This is a genomic window from Aeromonas sp. QDB23 (assembly GCF_027707745.1).
GTDB classification, from domain to species: domain Bacteria; phylum Pseudomonadota; class Gammaproteobacteria; order Enterobacterales; family Aeromonadaceae; genus Aeromonas; species Aeromonas allosaccharophila.
The window spans coordinates 141,873-160,492 of sequence record NZ_JAPCJA010000001.1; the positions used below are offsets into that span (position 1 = coordinate 141,873).

Annotated in this window: 10 protein-coding genes; 7 read left to right on the top strand and 3 right to left on the bottom strand. The window is 58.4% G+C overall.

Annotated elements, in window-relative coordinates:
* The first annotated feature begins 63 nt into the window (after window positions 1-63).
* The 5 genes from ampD (at window position 64) to lpdA (ending at window position 8,011) form a co-directional block, all read left to right on the top strand.
* Complete coding sequence (gene ampD, locus PG888_RS00685; RefSeq protein WP_270692504.1) at window positions 64-639, top strand: 1,6-anhydro-N-acetylmuramyl-L-alanine amidase AmpD; 576 nt, start codon at window positions 64-66, stop codon at window positions 637-639.
* 278 nt (window positions 640-917) lie between these two features.
* Window positions 918-1,682 carry a pyruvate dehydrogenase complex transcriptional repressor PdhR gene (gene pdhR, locus PG888_RS00690; protein ID WP_270692503.1) on the top strand — a complete coding sequence of 255 codons (765 nt, stop codon included), beginning with the start codon at window positions 918-920 and terminating at the stop codon, window positions 1,680-1,682.
* A 79-nt stretch (window positions 1,683-1,761) separates the two neighbouring features.
* Complete coding sequence (gene aceE / locus PG888_RS00695) at window positions 1,762-4,422, top strand: pyruvate dehydrogenase (acetyl-transferring), homodimeric type (protein WP_042655688.1); 2,661 nt, start codon at window positions 1,762-1,764, stop codon at window positions 4,420-4,422.
* A 113-nt stretch (window positions 4,423-4,535) separates the two neighbouring features.
* Complete coding sequence (gene aceF / locus PG888_RS00700) at window positions 4,536-6,422, top strand: pyruvate dehydrogenase complex dihydrolipoyllysine-residue acetyltransferase (RefSeq protein WP_270692502.1); 1,887 nt, start codon at window positions 4,536-4,538, stop codon at window positions 6,420-6,422.
* A 161-nt stretch (window positions 6,423-6,583) separates the two neighbouring features.
* A complete protein-coding gene (lpdA, locus tag PG888_RS00705) occupies window positions 6,584-8,011 on the top strand; it encodes a dihydrolipoyl dehydrogenase (protein WP_270692501.1) in 1,428 nt (475 codons plus the stop codon).
* Window positions 8,012-8,082: 71 nt separating this feature from the next.
* Here the strand turns inward: lpdA and PG888_RS00710 are convergent, their stop codons facing one another.
* Both PG888_RS00710 and PG888_RS00715 read right to left on the bottom strand, forming a co-directional pair.
* Window positions 8,083-8,262 (bottom strand): hypothetical protein, encoded by a 180-nt coding sequence (locus tag PG888_RS00710; RefSeq protein WP_042655691.1) that lies wholly within the window; start codon window positions 8,260-8,262, stop codon window positions 8,083-8,085.
* A gap of 144 nt (window positions 8,263-8,406) precedes the next feature.
* Window positions 8,407-10,317 carry a methyl-accepting chemotaxis protein gene (locus PG888_RS00715; RefSeq protein WP_139406705.1) on the bottom strand — a complete coding sequence of 637 codons (1,911 nt, stop codon included), beginning with the start codon at window positions 10,315-10,317 and terminating at the stop codon, window positions 8,407-8,409.
* Window positions 10,318-10,552: 235 nt separating this feature from the next.
* Here PG888_RS00715 and PG888_RS00720 point away from each other — a divergent pair, with 235 nt between their 5' ends.
* The gene (locus tag PG888_RS00720; RefSeq protein ID WP_270692499.1) at window positions 10,553-12,808 is read left to right on the top strand and encodes a patatin-like phospholipase family protein; all 2,256 of its coding nucleotides are present in this window, start codon (window positions 10,553-10,555) and stop codon (window positions 12,806-12,808) included.
* A gap of 229 nt (window positions 12,809-13,037) precedes the next feature.
* Window positions 13,038-15,635 (top strand): bifunctional aconitate hydratase 2/2-methylisocitrate dehydratase, encoded by a 2,598-nt coding sequence (gene acnB, locus PG888_RS00725; protein WP_270692496.1) that lies wholly within the window; start codon window positions 13,038-13,040, stop codon window positions 15,633-15,635.
* Window positions 15,636-15,724: 89 nt separating this feature from the next.
* Here acnB and PG888_RS00730 read toward each other — a convergent pair whose 3' ends face one another.
* A complete protein-coding gene (locus PG888_RS00730) occupies window positions 15,725-18,142 on the bottom strand; it encodes a GH92 family glycosyl hydrolase (RefSeq protein ID WP_111806496.1) in 2,418 nt (805 codons plus the stop codon).
* Window positions 18,143-18,620: the final 478 nt, after the last annotated feature.

Genomic DNA, 18,620 nt, shown 5'->3' on the forward strand with positions numbered 1-18,620 from the left:
GTGTCGGGTTGCCTATCAGGTATCTTCGTTGTCTCGCCATTTATCAGCCAACTCGAGTAGCCGATGACTCAACTCGCTTCGCAACCTTGTTTCTCTATCGATGCCGCTGGCTGGTGCCAGCAGGCGCGCCGGGTGCCCTCTCCCCATCACAACGAGCGGGCCGTGCCGGATGATATCTCCCTGCTGGTGGTGCATGGCATCAGCCTGCCGCCGGGGGAGTTTGGCGGTCCCTTTATCGACGATCTCTTTATGGGACGACTCGACCCGGAGGCTCACCCCTATTTTGCCGGTATCCATCAGCTGCGGGTCTCGGCCCACTGCCTGATCCGCCGTGATGGCGAGCTGGTGCAGTATGTGCCGTTCGGCGAGCGTGCCTGGCATGCGGGAGTATCGAGCTGGCTGGGAAGGGAGGCATGCAATGACTTCTCCATTGGCATCGAGCTGGAAGGGACCGACGAAACCCCCTATACCGAGGCTCAATACCGGGCGCTGGCGGGGCTCACCCGAGCCATATCGGAGCGCTATCCGTCGATTACCCACGAAAAAATTGTCGGCCATTGCGATATCGCGCCAGGGCGCAAGACGGATCCCGGAGCCAGTTTTCAGTGGGATTACTACCGGCAATTACTAAACAGCTAAAGTAAATATTCAAATTTAGTTTGGATTTTAAAATCAATGGCTTGCCTATCTGGCAGGCCATTTTTGTCTCTGGTTGCGCAAATGTTATTTGTGAGCGAGGTCAAGAATATTGGTCAGACCATTTTCTATGAGCTAAATCATGTTTGCCCTGTTTTACCCCTTAAGTGGTGGGGGTGATTCTTGACTCAGATCATCTTTTGGGTGGACTTTTCAAAAGGGCTCTGCTAATTTTCGCCCCATCCATGAAATTGGTAATACCAATTTAACAAAGTAGCCCCATGCCCTATCGCAAGATTACGCAACCCAAGTTGGCCGACTCCATTGTCGCCGAGCTGGAACAGATGATTCTGGAAGGCAGCCTGCAACCGGGGCAGAAATTGCCTCCCGAGCGGGAACTCGCCATCCAGTTTCAGGTATCGCGCCCCTCCTTGCGCGAAGCCATCCAGCGACTGGAAGCGCGCGGATTGCTTTATCGCCGTCAGGGCGGCGGCACTTATGTGCAGAATGCCCTGAGCAAGGGGATGGCCGATCCTCTGTTCGAACTGCTCAGTACCCACCCGGAAGCCCAGTATGACCTGCTGGAGTTTCGCCACGCGCTGGAAGGCATCTGTGCCTACTACGCGGCCTTGCGGGGAACCGGGTCTGATTTCGAGCGCATTCGTCAGGTGCAAACCACCATCGAAGAGGCGGGCCAGCTGGGCTCGCTGGTGGCCGAGTCGGCAGCCGTGACCCAGTTCTATCTGGCGGTGGCCGAGGCCTCCCACAACGTGGTGCTGCTGCACCTGCTGCGGGCCATGAGCCCGATGCTCGAACAGAACATTCTGCAGAATAACGAGATTTTGAATCGCCGCCCGGGAGTGGTAGCCAAGATACGTCGCCATCGCGCGAATCTGATCGAGGCTATTCTTTCGGGGGCTCCGGAGCGGGCCAGAACAGCTTGTCATGAGCATCTGGCCTTTATCGAGGACACCTTGTTGGATATGCAGAGGGAAGACAGCCGGATCCAGCGATCCATGCGTCGGATCCGTCAGCAGGAAAACTAATCCCACAAGGCTTTATTGTCGAATGCTTGCGCCCTTCGCCGTGCAATGCCGTGCAATCACAACAACATAGGAACCAGCCATGTCTGATATCCTGAAGAACGATGTGGACCCGATAGAAACGCTGGAGTGGCTTGCCTCTCTGGAATCCCTGCTGCGTGAAGAGGGTCCGCAACGCGCTCAGTTCATCCTTGAACAGTTGGCCGAGAAAGCCCGCGTAAGCGGTGTGGACGTGGCTGCCAAGGCAAATCGCGATTACATCAACACCATCCCGTCCAGCGACGAGCCGGACTACCCGGGTGACCTGGAGATGGAACGCCGCATTCGCGCCATCATCCGCTGGAACGCCATGATGATCGTGCTGCGCGCGTCCAAGAAAGACCTGGACCTGGGTGGTCACATGTCTTCCTTCGCTTCTTCTGCGACCATCTATGATGTCTGCTTCAACCACTTCTTCCGTGCTCGCAACGAGAAGGATGGTGGTGACCTGGTTTACTTCCAGGGTCACATCTCCCCGGGCATCTATGCTCGTGCCTTTGCTGAAGGTCGTCTGACCGAAGAGCAGCTGGACAACTTCCGTCAGGAAGTGGACGGCAAGGGTATCCCTTCCTATCCGCACCCGAAACTGATGCCGGACTTCTGGCAGTTCCCGACCGTCTCCATGGGTCTGGGCCCCATCGCCGCCATCTATCAGGCTCGCTTCCTGAAGTACCTGACCGACCGTGGCATCAAGGATTGCTCCGAGCAGACCGTTTACGCCTTCCTGGGTGACGGCGAGATGGACGAGCCGGAAGCCAAGGGTGCCCTGACCGTTGCCGTGCGTGAAAAGCTCGACAACCTGGTGTTCGTGGTCAACTGCAACCTGCAGCGTCTGGATGGTCCGGTTGTCGGTAACGGCAAGGTCATCAACGAGCTGGAAGGCCTGTTCGCTGGCGCCGGCTGGGATGTCACCAAGGTCATCTGGGGTCGCAAGTGGGATGAGCTGCTGAAGAAAGACACCTCCGGCAAGCTGATCCAGCTGATGAACGAGACCGTGGACGGTGACTACCAGACCATGAAGTCCCGCGACGGTGGCTACATCCGCGAGCACTTCTTCAACCGTTATCCGGAAACTGCCGCGCTGGTCAAAGATATGACCGACGAGGAAATTTTCGCCCTGAACCGCGGTGGTCACGATCCTCGCAAACTGTTCGCTGCGTTCAACAAGGCGACCCAGACCAAGGGCAAGCCGACCGTTATTCTGGCCAAGACCATCAAGGGTTACGGCATGGGTGAAGCGGCTGAAGGCAAGAACATCGCTCACCAGGTCAAGAAGATGGAGCTGGACTCCGTGCGTCACCTGCGTGACCGCTTCAACCTGCCGGTGGCCGACGAGCAGCTGGCCGATCTGCCTTACCTGAAGATCGAAGCCGGTTCTGCCGAGCACAAATACCTGCACGACCGTCGCGCCGCCCTGAAAGGCTATCTGCCGACCCGTCTGCGCGAAAGCACCACCAAGCTGGAAATCCCGGCACTGGATGCCTTCGGTCCGCTGCTGGGTGAGCAGGCGCGCGAAATCTCCACCACCATGGCGTTCGTGCGTTCCCTGAACGTGATGCTGAAAGACAAGTCCATCGGCAAGCGCATCGTTCCGATCCTCGCTGACGAAGCCCGTACCTTCGGTATGGAAGGTCTGTTCCGCCAGATCGGTATCTACAGCCCGCACGGTCAGCAGTACACCCCGCAAGACCGCGACATCGTCTCCTACTACAAGGAAGACAAGCAGGGTCAGGTTCTGCAAGACGGTATCAACGAGCTGGGCGCCATGTCCTCCTGGCTGGCTGCTGCGACCTCTTACAGCACCAACGACTGCCCGATGATCCCGTTCTACATCTACTACTCCATGTTCGGCTTCCAGCGGATCGGCGACATGGCGTGGGCAGCCGGTGACCAGCAAGCCCGTGGCTTCCTGCTGGGTGCGACCTCCGGTCGTACTACCCTGAACGGCGAAGGTCTGCAGCACGAAGATGGTCACAGCCACATCCTGGCGAACACCATCCCGAACTGCATCTCCTACGACCCGTCCTACGCCTATGAAGTGGCGGTGATCGTACAGGACGGCCTGCGCCGCATGTACGGTGAGAACCCGGAGAACGTGTTCTACTACATCACCACTCTGAACGAAAACTACGCCATGCCGGCCATGCCGGAAGGCGCCGAGGAAGGCATCCGCAAGGGTATCTACAAGCTGGAATCCGTAGCCGGTGCCAAGGCGAAAGTTCAGCTGCTGGGTTGTGGTTCCATCCTGGGTCACGTGCGTACTGCCGCCCAGATCCTGGCCAGCGAGTACGGCATCGGTTCCGATGTGTTCAGCGTCACCTCCTTCAACGAGCTGGCCCGTGACGGTCAGGACGCGGATCGCTGGAACATGCTGCACCCGACCTCTGAGGCGCGTGTTCCCTACATCGCTCAGGTACTGGGTTCCGAAGCCACCATCGCTGCGACCGACTACATGAAGTCCTTCGCCGATCAGGTTCGCGCCTTCGTTCCGACCGAGAACTACCGTGTGCTGGGTACCGATGGTTACGGCCGTTCCGACAGCCGTGCCAACCTGCGTCGTCACTTCGAAGTGAACGAATTCTACGTGGTGGTTGCTGCCCTGACCGAACTGGCCAAGCGCGGCGAAATTGACAAGCAGGTTGTGGCCGACGCCATTGCCAAGTACGGCATCGATGCCGACAAGGTCAACCCGCTGTACGCGTAAGAGGATCAAGTGTCGTGCCGGGACTCGCTGCCCGGCACGACCTTGCAAAGGTTAACGCGAGAGACGCGTGACAGCAGTCGGTCACGCGGATGCACGCAAGAGGATAAAGCACAATGTCCAAACAGATTATGGTGCCGGATATCGGCGCCGATGAAGTTGAAGTCACCGAGATCATGGTGGCCGTGGGTGACAAGGTCGAGCTGGACCAGTCCATCATCGCGGTAGAAGGCGACAAGGCCTCCATGGAAGTACCGGCCCCGTCTGCCGGTATCGTCAAAGAGATCCTGATCAAGGTGGGCGACAAGGTTGCCACCGGTTCCCAGATCATGATCTTCGAAGCCGAAGGCGCTGCTGCTCCTGCAGAAGTGGCCGCTCCTGTTGCTGCTGCTCCGGCCGCCGCACCTGCCGCTGCCGTGCGCAAAGATGTGCACGTGCCTGACATCGGTGACGACGAAGTGGACGTGACTGAAATCATGGTTGCCGTGGGCGACATGGTAGAAGCTGACCAGTCCATCATTGCCGTGGAAGGTGACAAGGCCTCCATGGAAGTACCGGCACCGTTCGCAGGCCGCGTAGTCGAGATCAAGGTGGCCGCTGGTGCCAAGGTCTCTACCGGCTCTCTGGTGATGGTGTTTGAAGTGGCTGGCGCTGCGTCTGCTGCTGTTGCTGCTCCGGCCCAGGCCGCAGCTCCCGTGGCTGCTGCCCCGGTTGCCGCTGCTGCCAAAGAGGTCAACGTACCGGATATCGGTGGTGACGAAGTGGAAGTCACCGAGATCATGGTTGCCGTGGGTGACAAGGTTGAAGCCGATCAGTCCCTGATCGCCGTGGAAGGTGACAAGGCCTCCATGGAAGTGCCTGCGCCGTTCGCCGGTGTGGTCAAAGAGATCAAGGTGAAGGCGGGTGACAAGGTCTCCACCGGTTCCCTGATCATGGTCTTCGAAGTGGCTGGCGCTGCTCCTGCCGCCGCGCCGGTTGCACAAGCTGCCGCTCCGGTTGCTGCAGCCCCTGTTGCCGCTGCTCCGGCTCCGGTTGCCCAGGCTGCTGCCGCTGCGACCGATTTCGTTGCCAACGACGCTTACGTGCACGCTTCCCCGGCAGTACGCCGTCTGGCGCGCGAGTTCGGCGTCAATCTGGCCAAGGTGAAAGCCTCCGGTCGCAAGGGCCGCATCGTCAAAGAAGACGTGCAAGCCTACGTGAAGGATGCCATCAAGCGCGCCGAGTCTGCTCCGGCTGCTGGCACCGGTACTGGCAACGGCATGAGCGTGCTGGCGTGGCCGAAGGTCGATTTCAGCAAGTTCGGTGATGTGGAAGAGGTCGATCTGACCCGCATCCAGAAGATCTCCGGTCCGAACCTGCACCGCAACTGGGTCATGATCCCCCATGTCACCCAGTTCGACGAAGCCGATACCACCGAGCTGGAAGCGTTCCGCAAAGAGCAGAACGCGATGCTCGAGAAGCAGAAGTCGGACGTGAAGATCACCCCGCTGGTGTTCATCCTGAAAGCTGCCGCCAAGGCGCTGGAAGCTCACCCGCGCTTCTGCAGCTCCCTGTCCGAAGATGGCAGCAAGCTGATCATGAAGAAGTACATCCACATCGGTGTGGCGGTGGATACCCCCAACGGTCTGGTTGTGCCCGTAGTGCGCGATGTTAACAAGAAGGGCATCATGGAGCTGTCTCGCGATCTGGCCGAGATCTCCAAGAAGGCTCGTGCCGGCAAGCTGACCGCTGCCGACATGCAGGGCGGTTGCTTCACCATCTCCAGTCTGGGTGGCATCGGCGGTACCAGCTTTACCCCGATCGTCAACGCGCCGGAAGTGGCCATCCTCGGTGTCTCCAAGTCCGAGATGAAGCCGAAGTGGAACGGCAAAGAGTTCGCGCCGCGCCTGATGCTGCCGCTGGCTCTGAGCTACGACCACCGCGTGATCGATGGTGCCGATGGGGCTCGCTTCATCACCACCATGAACGGCGTGCTGTCCGACATTCGTCGACTGGTCCTGTAAGTGAGAGGGCGGGCCCAGAGCCTGCCCTTTTTACTTCTCATTTCATTAACATGATCGTAAACTTGCCCCGTTTTTTCACGGCTGCAGCCGCCTTGTTTTACAACGAAAAGAAGGCATAAGACTGCGCTGTCCGGGGATATAAGAACGACAAAGAGGTCATGATGAGTAAAGAAATCAAAACCCAGGTCGTAGTACTGGGTGCTGGCCCTGCCGGTTATTCCGCTGCTTTCCGTGCAGCCGATCTGGGTCTGGATACTATTATCGTCGAGCGTTACTCCACCCTGGGTGGCGTCTGCCTGAACGTGGGCTGCATCCCCTCCAAGGCGCTGCTGCACGTTGCCAAAGTGATTGAAGAAGCCAAGGCGCTGGCCGAGCACGGCATCGTCTTCGGCGAACCCAAGACCGACATCGACAAGATCCGTCTGTGGAAAGAGAAGGTTATCAACCAGCTGACCGGCGGTCTGGCTGGCATGGCCAAGATGCGTAAAGTTCAGGTTGTTAACGGCTTCGGTAAATTTACCGGCCCGAACACCCTGGAAGTGACCGACGACGAGGGCAAGACCACCGTTACCTTCGACAACGCCATCATCGCCGCCGGTTCCCGTCCGGTGAAGCTGCCGTTTATCCCCCACGATGACCCGCGCGTATGGGACTCTACCGATGCGCTGGAGCTGACAACCGTTCCCGGCAAACTGCTGGTTATCGGTGGCGGCATCATCGGGCTGGAGATGGGTACCGTTTACTCCTCTCTGGGTTCCGAGATCGACGTGGTGGAATTTGCCGACCAGCTGGTTCCGGCTGCCGACAAAGACATCGTCAAGATCTACACCAAGCGTGTGGCCAAGAAATTCAACATCATGCTGGAGACCAAGGTCACCGCAGTTGAAGCCCGTGAAGACGGCCTGTACGTCTCCTACGAAGGCAAGCACGCCCCGGCCGAGCCGGTTCGTTACGACAACGTGCTGGTTGCCGTAGGTCGTGTGCCAAACGGCAAGATGCTGGATGCCGAGAAGGCTGGCGTTGCCGTGACCGAGCGCGGTTTCATCGAGGTGGACAAGCAGCTGCGTACCAACGTGGCGCACATCCACGCCATCGGTGACATCGTGGGTCAGCCGATGCTGGCGCACAAAGGTGTTCACGAAGGTCACGTTGCCGCCGAAGTGATCGCGGGCAAGAAGCACTACTTCGACCCGAAAGTGATCCCGTCCATCGCCTACACCGAGCCAGAGATGGCATGGGTCGGTCTGACCGAGAAAGAGGCCAAGCAACAAGGTCTGAACTTCGAAGTCGCCACCTTCCCGTGGGCTGCTTCCGGTCGCGCCATCGCTTCCGACTGTTCTGACGGCATGACCAAGCTGATCTTCGACAAGGAGAGCGGCCGCGTCATCGGTGGTGCCATCGTGGGTACCAACGGCGGTGAACTGCTGGGTGAAATCGGTCTGGCCATCGAGATGGGTGCTGACGCCGAAGATATCGCGCTGACCATCCACGCTCACCCGACTCTGCACGAGTCTGTGGGTCTGGCTGCCGAAGTGTTCGAAGGCTCCATCACCGACCTGCCGAACGCCAAGGCCAAGAAGAAAAAGTAATTTTCTTCCCCGCTTGGATAAAAAAGCCGCTCGAATGAGCGGCTTTTTGCTATCTGGCCTTCTGAGCCCGGTTAGCAGCGCCCCTTCTTGGCCTGCCCCGGCGGGCAGAAGGTGCCATAGCCACCACTGCCGTCACTGACCCGGATCCGGGTATCGTCCACGCTGACATCCGCCCCGTGTACCCGTACCGGCCCGCTGCTGCAGGCGCTGAGCACGCCCCCCAGCAATATCATTACGATCAGCTTGCCCATAACTCCTCCTCATATTTCCCTGATTATGAGGCATTTCGAGAGCCGCATAACGGCGTTTGAATGGCCGTGCGTCACCGTTTGCCGTGGCTATGACAGAGGGCGCCGCAGCGCCCTCTGGTGAGTCTTCATAAGTGGGATGACAGACTACAGACGGAAGTTGCCGACCAGCTTGTCGAGTTGACCGGAGAGCTGCTGCAGGCTGCGACTGGACTCGGTCAGCTGGTGGGCGATATCGGCGGTCTCCATGGTGAGCTGGTTGATATCTTCCACGTTGCGGTTGATCTCGCCGACCACGCTCGACTGCTCCTCGGTAGCGGTGGCGACCTGGATGTTCATGTCGTTGATCTGGGTGATGTGGGCGGTGATCTGGCCGAGGGCGGCGTTGGCCTCGTCAGCCTGGTTCACCACCTCCAGACTCTGGTTGCGCCCCTGCGCCATGGCGCTGACTGCGCGGGCACTCTGCTCCTGCAAGCGGTTGATCATCCCCTGAATTTCGGCGGTCGAGGCGGCTGAGCGGTTGGCCAGATTGCGCACCTCATCCGCCACCACGGCGAAGCCGCGACCCTGTTCACCGGCGCGAGCGGCCTCGATAGCGGCGTTCAGTGCCAGCAGGTTGGTCTGCTCCGAGATGCTGCGGATGGTTTCGAGGATGCTGCCGATGGAGTCGGTCTGGCTTGCCAGCGACTCGATGACCCCGGCCACCTGCTCAATCTCGCCGGAGAGGCCGACGATGCCGTGGCGCGCCTGCGCCACCACCACAGCCCCCGCATCGGCCTGATCGTTGGCCTGTCGGGCAACTTCGGCTGCCAGCGAAGCGTTACCGGCGATCTCGCTCACCGTGGCACCCATCTCGTGGATGGCGGTAGCCACCTGCACGGTGCGGTCACGCTGGGCGGTACAGTTGTGCTGGGTCAGTTGCGCCTTGTTGGCCACCTCGTTGGCGGTGTCGGCGAGCTGGCGGGAGTTCTCTGCCACCTGTTCGATGGAGCCGTGGATCTTGGCGACGAAGTTGTTGAAGCCGGTGGCGACCTGACTCAGTTCGTCACGCCCCTCCACCTTGAGGCGCTGGGTGAGATCCCCATCGCCGCTGCCCAGCTCCTTGAACAGGCGAGCCAGCTCGTTGAGCGGACGACTGACCGAGCCAGCCAGCAGCATCCCCATCAGTCCCATGGCCAGCGCAATCACCAGCGAGATCATCAGGATCTCGTTGCGGGTCTGATCCAGCTCGGCATAGATCTCGGCTTGCGGCACCTGGGCCACCAGATACCAGTCGAGCAACGGGATATAGCTGCTGGCCAGTACCATAGGCTCGCCATTGACTTCGGCGTTGATAACGGCAAAGGGGCGTTTGGCCAGCAGGCTGCCGGTATCACCGCTGGCGATGCCGCCCAGCGTATCGCGTTCGATGCGGTTGGCCTCGGGGTGCAGCTTCACCTTGCCGCTGCCATCGACCATGAAGACGATGCCGCTCTCTTCCAGCCGGAAGTTGGCGACCATGGTCACCATGGTATCGAGGGATTTGGCAAAGCCCGCCAGCCCGCGACCGTTGAGCTGCTGGAAGTTGACGAACAGCTTCACCTCGCCGTTGCTCTCGCGGAAGATGCTGAGGGTCATCTCCTTCTGGCTCTTGGTGTAGTCATAGAACCAGGCATCCTGCGTCGGGGTCAGGTTGCGCAGGAAGCCATCCTGGTTGTAGTAGGCGGCGCTCTGGCGATCGGCGAAGGAGGCGGTCACCAGACCATACTGGTTGGCCACATCCTTGAGCTGGTTGATGAGGATCGGCTCCTGTTCTTTGGGCATGCCCCGATCCACCCAGTCGAGAATGAAGCGGTCGGTGGCCAGTTGACGGGCTGCCTGGGCGATACCGTGGAGATCCTGCTCGATCTCCTTGCTGATCCGTTGGGTCAGGTTGGGCAGCTCCTGTTCGAACATCCGGTTTTCAATCAGCTGCTGGGCCGAGCGTTGACTGAAGTAGCCCACCAGCAGGCAGGAGACGACCACCGCCAGGGTGACCGTAGCCAGTATTTTCTGTTTAAGCGTGAGGGTTGCCAGCATAAAGGTGCTCAAAAGGTTGAGGATTGACGACTCTCATATTAGCGGCAGCGCAGCCCCGCCCATGAGGCTGGTGACCCTTTATTTGCAGATTACGTTTGCGCTCACAGCGGCGGTGGCTCGCTCCTCCGGCGTGCAGGCCATTCGGGATGCGGATTGCCGGTTGCGCTAACTGCCCGGCCCCTTATAGTAGAGGCCATCCTTGGTGACTGACCCTCTGAATAATATGGAAAATATGATGCGCAGCTTAGGTGCGGGATGGACCCGTCTGCTTTTGGTGATGCTGGCGGCCTGCCCGCTGCTGGCCATGGCGGCAGCAGGGGATCGCCCGAAAATTGCGGTGGTGCTCAGCGGCGGCGGCGCCAAGGGGGCGGCCCATATCGGCATTCTCAAGGTGCTGGAGCAGAAACGGATCCCGGTCGACATCATCGTCGGTACCAGCATGGGCTCCTATGTGGCGGGGATGTACGCCATGGGGCTCAGTGCCGAGGAGGTGGAGCGCATGACGCTCGCCATCGACTGGAACAAGGGGTATCAGGACAAGGTCGGTCGTGACGAGCTGTCGCTGCGCAAGAAGCAGCAGAACGAGCAGTATCAGCTGCGCACCGACATCGGGGTGAATGGCGACACCACCCAACTACCGGACGGTTTCTTCCAGGGCCAATCCATGGCCAGCCTGCTGCGGGGGGCCACCTCCAACCTGCCGGTTCAGGCGAGTTTCGACGATCTGCCGATCCCCTACCGCGCCATGGCGACCGACATGGAGACGGTGACGCCTTTCGTGCTGGCTCACGGTAGTCTGGCCAAGGCGATGCAGGCTTCCATGTCGATCCCCGGCGCGCTCAAGCCGGTGGAGTGGGAGGGCCACATCCTGGCGGATGGCGGCAGCGTCAACAACATGCCGGTGGATGTCGCCAAGGCGATGGGGGCCGACGTGGTGATCGCGGTGGATATCAGCGCCAAGTTGCGCACCCGTGAATCCCTCAAGTCAGGGTTGGCCATGATTGATCAACTCACTACCTATATGACCCAGGTCGGCACCGACAAGCAGAAGGCGCTGATGGGGCCCAAAGATATTCTGCTCGCCCCCGAGTTTGGCGATATGGGGATCGCTGACTTTACCCGGATGCCGGAGGGGATCAAGTTGGGTGAGGCGGCGGCGGACAAGGCGTCGCTGCAACTCGACCGGTTGTCGCTCACCAAGGCGCAGTACAACGCCTATCGCAACCAGAAGCTGAGCCGCCGTGCCGAGCGCAGCGGTCAGCCCGCCTACTTCATCGACAAGGTGGAGATCATCAACAAGTCGCGCCTCTCCGACGAGACGGTGCGCGCCATGCTGAAAGTGCGGCCGGACAAGATCCAGACCAACGAGAGCCTGGAGGCGGGTATTCGCCGGCTCTATGCGCTGGAGTCCTTCGACCGCATCACCTATGAGGTGGAGGAGCGCGACGGGGAGAACGTGCTGGTGGTGGATGCCAGCGAGAAGAACTGGGGGCCGGGCTACCTCAACTTTCAGTTCGGCTTCTCCGACGACTTCGAGAACACCTCCAACTACAACGTTGGCATGTCCTATACCCTCACCAACGTCAATGACTGGGGAGCCGAGTGGTTGACCGAGGCGTCGCTTGGCACGGCCAAGCATATCAAGACCGACTTCTATACCCCGCTGGAACCCTCCCAGACCTTCTATGGCGAGGCGAGCCTGGCCTATGACCAGACCCAGAGAAGCCTCTTCAACCCGGATCCGGACGATCCGTTGTTCACCTATCTCGATGCCGAGTACTCCTTCTTCAGCGCCGATCTGGCGGTAGGCTGGAATCGTCAGCCCTGGAGTCGCCTGTCGATGGGGCTGGAAGGGCAGACAGGCAGTATCGAGATCAAAAACGTCAAAGAGTTGCAAGGGGATGCCACGGCATGGGGGCCCTATGCCCGCTTCGAACACGACACCCTGGACAGCAGCTATTTCCCCTACCAGGGGGTCAAATGGGATGTAAAGATGGGCTACTCCCACGTCAATCTGGATGGGGATGGCTTCCAGGCCTCCCGTAGCGAGGGGTGGAACTATCGTCTCTCCATGGTCAAACCCTGGTCCTGGGACAGACACAGTCTCAACCTGATCCTCGATGGTGGTGGCTCGGGCAGTGAAGAGAGCATTCCGCTCTATATCCAGGATCTGGGTGGGCTGTTCCACCTCTCCGGTTTCCAGCGCTACCAGCTGAGCGGTCGTTATAGCCTGTTTGGCGGCCTGCGCTACATCTATCGGGTGGCAGACAACGACTTCGGCGCCCTCAAGGTGCCGCTCTATCTCGGTGGATCTCTGGAGCAGGGCGGCGTCTGGAACAAGGGGGCGGATATTAGTCTGGAGAGCTCGTTTACCGCCGGTTCTGTGTATGTCGGGGTGGAGAGCTTCCTCGGCCCGGTGTTCCTCGGCTACGGCATGGCGGAGGGGGGCAATGACGTCTTCTATCTGCAATTGGGCAGTACGTTCGAATAATGCCGAATTGATGCCAATTTGTTAACTCTGGTTGGTGCTGGCCAATTAATTTTCAAAAAATACCAGTATGTTTAATTGGTTACGATTTTGTGGTGAATAAGTAAACAGGGTTTGGATTTTAATTAGTCGTTAAAACTTATATAGTGGGGAGCACCCTACGGGGTGTCCCGCAAGGACGATCGCCGCGAGCCTGGGCGAACCCCAAAAAAAGACCAAAGAGGAATTAGTCGTGCTTGAAACATACCGTAAACACGTCGCAGAACGTGCCGCCGAGGGCGTGGTTGCCAAACCTCTGGATGCAGAGCAGGTCGCCGCCCTGGTCGAACTGCTCAAGAACCCGCCCGCTGGTGAAGAAGATTTTCTGAAAGAGCTGTTGTCCTCCCGTATTCCCCCCGGTGTTGATGAAGCGGCCTATGTCAAAGCCGGTTTCCTCACCGCAGTCGCCAAGGGCGAAGCCCACTCTCCCATCCTGACCGCCGCGCAAGCCGTTGAACTGCTGGGCACCATGCAGGGTGGTTACAACATTCAGCCGCTGATCGACCTGCTGGACGATGCGACTTTGGCCCCGCTTGCCGCCAAGGGGCTCTCCCACACCCTGCTGATGTTTGACTCCTTCCACGATGTGGAAGAGAAGGCCAAGGCGGGCAATGCCCACGCCAAGCAGGTGATGCAATCCTGGGCTGATGCCGAGTGGTTCCTCTCGCGCCCGGAGCTGGCCGAGAAGATCACCGTCACCGTGTTCAAGGTGACCGGCGAAACCAACACCGACGACCTATCTCCGGCGCCGGATGCCTGGTCCCGCCCGGATATTCCGCTGCACGCTCTGGCGATGCTGAAAAACGCCCGCCCCGGCATTACCCCCGACAAGGATGGCGCCGTCGGCCCCATCAAGACCATCGATGCCCTGAAAGAGAAGGGCTTCCCGCTGGCCTATGTGGGTGACGTGGTCGGTACCGGCTCTTCCCGTAAATCCGCCACCAACTCGGTGCTGTGGTTTATGGGCGATGACATTCCGTTTGTGCCGAACAAGCGCGCAGGCGGTGTCTGTCTGGGTGGCAAGATTGCCCCGATCTTCTTCAACACCATGGAAGATGCCGGCGCCCTGCCCATTGAAGTAGATGTCTCCAAGCTGGAGATGGGCGATGTGATCGACATCTACCCGTTTGCCGGCAAGATCTGCAAGCACGGTACCGAGCAGGTGCTGGCGCAGTTTGAACTGAAAACCGACGTGCTGATCGACGAAGTGCGCGCCGGTGGCCGTATCCCGCTGATCATCGGTCGCGGCCTGACCGACAAGGCCCGCGAGGCGCTGGGTCTGCCGTTCTCCACCGTATTCCGTCGCCCGCAGCCGGTGGCCGATACTGGCAAAGGCTTCACCCTGGCCCAGAAGATGGTGGGCAAGGCGTGCGGCGTGCAGGGCATTCGCCCCGGTACCTACTGCGAGCCCAAGATGACCACGGTCGGCTCTCAGGACACCACGGGCCCGATGACCCGCGACGAGCTCAAAGATCTGGCCTGCCTCGGCTTCTCCGCCGACCTGACCATGCAGTCCTTCTGCCACACCGCGGCCTATCCGAAGCCCATCGACGTGCAGACTCACCACACCTTGCCGGACTTCATCATGAACCGCGGCGGTGTGAGCTTGCGTCCGGGTGACGGCGTCATCCACTCCTGGCTGAACCGCATGCTGCTGCCGGATACCGTGGGTACCGGTGGTGACTCCCACACCCGTTTCCCCATCGGTATCTCCTTCCCGGCGGGCTCCGGTCTGGTGGCTTTCGCCGCCGCAACCGGCGTGATGCCGCTGGACATGCCGGAATCTGTGCTGGTGCGCTTCAAGGGCGAGCTGCAACCGGGCATCACCCTGCGTGATCTGGTTCATGCCATCCCCTACGCCGCCATTCAGAAAGGGCTGCTGACCGTCGAGAAAGCGGGCAAGAAGAACATCTTCTCCGGCCGCATCCTCGAGATTGAAGGTCTGCCGACCCTGAAGGTGGAGCAGGCGTTCGAGCTGGCTGATGCCAGCGCCGAGCGTTCCGCGGCCGGTTGCACCATCAAGCTGGATAAAGAGCCGATCATCGAGTATCTGAAGTCCAACATCGTGATGCTGAAATGGATGCTCTCCGAAGGCTACGGCGACGTGCGCACCATTACCCGTCGTATCAAGGGGATGGAAGAGTGGCTGGCTAACCCGACCCTGCTGGAAGCGGACAAGGATGCCGAGTACGCCGAAATCATCGAGATCGATCTGGCCTCCATCAAGGAGCCGATCCTCTGTGCGCCGAACGATCCGGACGATGCCCGTCTGCTGAGCGACGTGGCTGGCGACAAGATAGACGAGGTGTTCATCGGTTCCTGCATGACCAACATCGGCCACTTCCGCGCAGCCGGCAAACTGCTCGAGAAGTATCAGGGTGAGCTGCCGACCCGCATGTGGATCGCGCCGCCCACCAAGATGGACAAGGATCAGCTGACCGAAGAGGGCTACTACGGCATTTTTGGTCGCGTCGGTGCCCGCATCGAGATCCCGGGTTGTTCTCTCTGCATGGGTAACCAGGCGCGGGTTGCGGAAGGGGCCTCGGTGGTCTCTACCTCCACCCGTAACTTCCCGAACCGTCTGGGTAAAGGTGCCAACGTCTACCTGGCCTCTGCAGAGCTGGCTGCGGTGGCCGCCATCCTCGGCAAGATCCCGACCGTGGCAGAGTACCTGCAATACGCCAAGGCGCTCGATGCCACCGCGGCAGATACTTACCGCTACCTCAACTTCAACGAGATCGCCTCCTACACCAAGAAGGCCGATGCAGTGATCCTGCAGCAGGCCGTCTGAGTGAATGGATGACAGGGCCCTTCAGGGGCTCTGTGTCAGCCAATAAAAATGCCGCGTTGTTACGCGGCATTTTTCATTTATGCGGACGGTTAGAGTCGGGTCATTGCCTCTCTCTTGTCGCCTGTCATGACAAAGTGCAACTCCCCTCCGGCCCTGATCTCGCTGTGCTCAAAGGTGAGATCCCCCGATAGTGGTTTGCCGTTGATGGTCACAGATTTCACATACTTGTTGTGAGGGCTGTTGTTGTCTGCGGTGATCCTGAAGAGCCCATCTTTCACTGCAATCGTCACCTCGTCGAACAGTGGGCGGCCGATGCTGTAGTGCGGGGAGGCAGGAGTCACCTGATAGAACCCCATGGCCGACATGATGTACCAGGCAGACATTTGTCCCACGTCTTCGTTGCCAATAAGGCCTGTTGGCTTGGTGGTGTAAAACTCGTTCATGATCCGATCCAGATACTCCTGCGTTTTCCACGGTTCATCGGTCATGTTGTAGAGGTAGGGGATATGGTGGGAGGGTTCATTGCCATGCATGTATTGACCGATGTAGCCGGTCAGGTCAGGCAGCGCTTCACCGCTATTGGATGAGCGTGCGTTGAACAGTTCATCGAGATCCTCGCGAAGACCCTTTTCTCCACCCACTTCCGCCTTGAGCCACTTGAATGCGTGCAGCGGCTGGAATTTCCATTGCCAGCTGTTGCCCTCGGTGTAGGCAAACTCGTCCACATAGTAGGGATCAAATGGCAGTAGCGGGCAGACGCGCATCTCGACGCTGGTACCATCCGGCTTGTTGACCATTTCCAGCTTGCAGTCAGGAGAGTTCTCATCAACGGGTTGATTGAACTGGCTGGCCGGGCGATGCGGGTTCCAGCTGTCAGGGTGGTTTTTGGGGCGGAAGAAGCCGGTTTTGGCATCCCAATGGTTCAGGTAGTTGTCCGAGCGTTTGAGAAACTCCTGCTGAACCTTGTTGTTGCCGGCCATACGGGCGATTTCCGAGAGTGCCCAGTCGCCGTAAGCAAACTCCAGAGTATAGGAGGTGGAATTCCAGTATCCCCAATGCACATAGCCGTTCTGCTCGTATACCTCGAGCTGGGCAATGCTGGCCGCGCCTATGTTCTGATCTTCGGTCCAGTCCGGGAACTCCTCTTTCTTGTGATAGCGGGCGGTATACTCGGCGGCTTCCAGAGCCTCCTGGGCATCGACATTCATCCCCTTGACCATGGCATCCGCAATGATGGAGATGGCAGGAAAGCCAATCATGGTGCCGGTGTAATGGCCGTGCAGCTCCCACTTGGGCAAAATGCCACCATCCTTGTACTTGCGGATCAGGTCGTTGACATACTCCTCGGCTTTACGAGGGTTGATGATGGTTTGCAGCGGATGCTGTGCCCGGAAAGTGTCCCACATGGAGTAGACGGAGTAGTTGGGGATGGCTCCGGCATCCTTGATCTCCTGAGTGCGCATTGCACGGTACTTGCCATCCACATCCTGGAAAATCATCGGGGCAATCTGGGAGTGGTACATGGCGGTGTAGAAAATCTCTTTTTGATCCCGGGTTCCGCCGCTTATCTGTACCTTTGCGAGCTCGTTTTGCCACGCTTGCTGGTTTTGGGCGACCAGATTATCAAAGCCCCAGCCAGGCACCTCGGTTTCCAGGTTTTTTTGTGCCCCTTCTACTCCGGTTGGGGAGATCCCGACCTTCAGTTCGAGCGGTTGTTCACTGGGACTGAAAGTCAGATAGGCGATGGTTTTAGTTCCCCTGAATGCATCCTGTTTCAAGGTCGCTTCGGTTGTTACGTCATCGACAACGACGCTGGCCTTGACCACTGGCTGGCTGAATTTTGCGTAGAAATAGATGTGCTGGTTGTTGGCCCAGCCATCCGAACTGCGCTTGCCGCGAATGGTATATTCATCGATAAACTCGATATCGCCAATAGTGGTGCGATTGCCCCAGCTCTTATTCAGTGTGTGATCAAGGTCGAGTTTAATTGAGGGCGTGCTGCCTTTGGGGAAGGTATATTTATGATATCCGACCCGAGCTGACGTTGTTAACTCTGCCTTGATTTTTCCGTTGTTAAGAATGACCGAGTAGTAGCCCGCCTCAGCTTGCTCATTGGATTTATCAAACGTGTTGTAAGTAGTGTTATTTTTATCGGTAAACGGCAAAACGAGAATATCACCGAGATCGGTGATGCCAGTGCCTGACAAATGGGTATGAGAGAAGCCATAAACTGGAATATCCGATAGCTTGCCATGGTCAAAATAACCTGCGGCAGAGCCCCAACCCTCCATCTCTGTATCTGGGGATAGCTGCACTAGTCCACCCGGGTAGACGGCTCCAGGGAAGGTGTGGCCATCAGCACCGGTACCGATAAATGGGTTTATATACTGGATGAGTGATTTATCAGGTGTCGGACGAGCGTTGTCAGAACTGGTGGTCGAATCACTGTCACAGCCAGATAGTGCTATGGTGAGCGCGATGACCAGTGGCGTTAGTTTACTTTTCATGACCTGACTCCTTGGCAAGGTTATGTCATTTATGATTGTGCAATATCTTTCTTCGCCAATATTTGGCAAGAATGGGTGGGATTATTGATAGGTATTTATATGTCTGCAGGTGAAGTTAATCAGTGGCAAACATAATTATTTGCAGCTGCTTATTTTGGTGAGTTGATAATAATAGAGTGTTGATTGAGCGCGTAGGTTAATTTTGTTGCATTTACTGGATTATTATGACGGTCATCCAGTTGTGTGAATTTGATCACCTGTACTACCAAGGAAGGGCTCTTCCAACATTATTTTAAACTATCAGGGTTAACCGCTCTGGCCTGTAGTCAATCTCTTCACAAGGGGCTATTGGGAGAAGGAATTGCAGGATGAGAAGGGTTTGAGGTGGAATTGATCCGTTCGGGGCTGTTTGCTGCATGAATCATCCCTGAGTACACCTTATAGTTCGTTTTATAAACGCTTTGCGTTATGTTGTCTG

Coding starts and splice junctions, on each gene's coding strand:
- ampD (WP_270692504.1), top strand. CDS start 64: ATGACTCAACTCGCTTCGCAACCTTGTTTCTCTATCGATGCCGCTGGC.
- pdhR (WP_270692503.1), top strand. CDS start 918: ATGCCCTATCGCAAGATTACGCAACCCAAGTTGGCCGACTCCATTGTC.
- aceE (WP_042655688.1), top strand. CDS start 1,762: ATGTCTGATATCCTGAAGAACGATGTGGACCCGATAGAAACGCTGGAG.
- aceF (WP_270692502.1), top strand. CDS start 4,536: ATGTCCAAACAGATTATGGTGCCGGATATCGGCGCCGATGAAGTTGAA.
- lpdA (WP_270692501.1), top strand. CDS start 6,584: ATGAGTAAAGAAATCAAAACCCAGGTCGTAGTACTGGGTGCTGGCCCT.
- PG888_RS00710 (WP_042655691.1), bottom strand. CDS start 8,262: ATGGGCAAGCTGATCGTAATGATATTGCTGGGGGGCGTGCTCAGCGCC.
- PG888_RS00715 (WP_139406705.1), bottom strand. CDS start 10,317: ATGCTGGCAACCCTCACGCTTAAACAGAAAATACTGGCTACGGTCACC.
- PG888_RS00720 (WP_270692499.1), top strand. CDS start 10,553: ATGCGCAGCTTAGGTGCGGGATGGACCCGTCTGCTTTTGGTGATGCTG.
- PG888_RS00730 (WP_111806496.1), bottom strand. CDS start 18,142: ATGAAAAGTAAACTAACGCCACTGGTCATCGCGCTCACCATAGCACTA.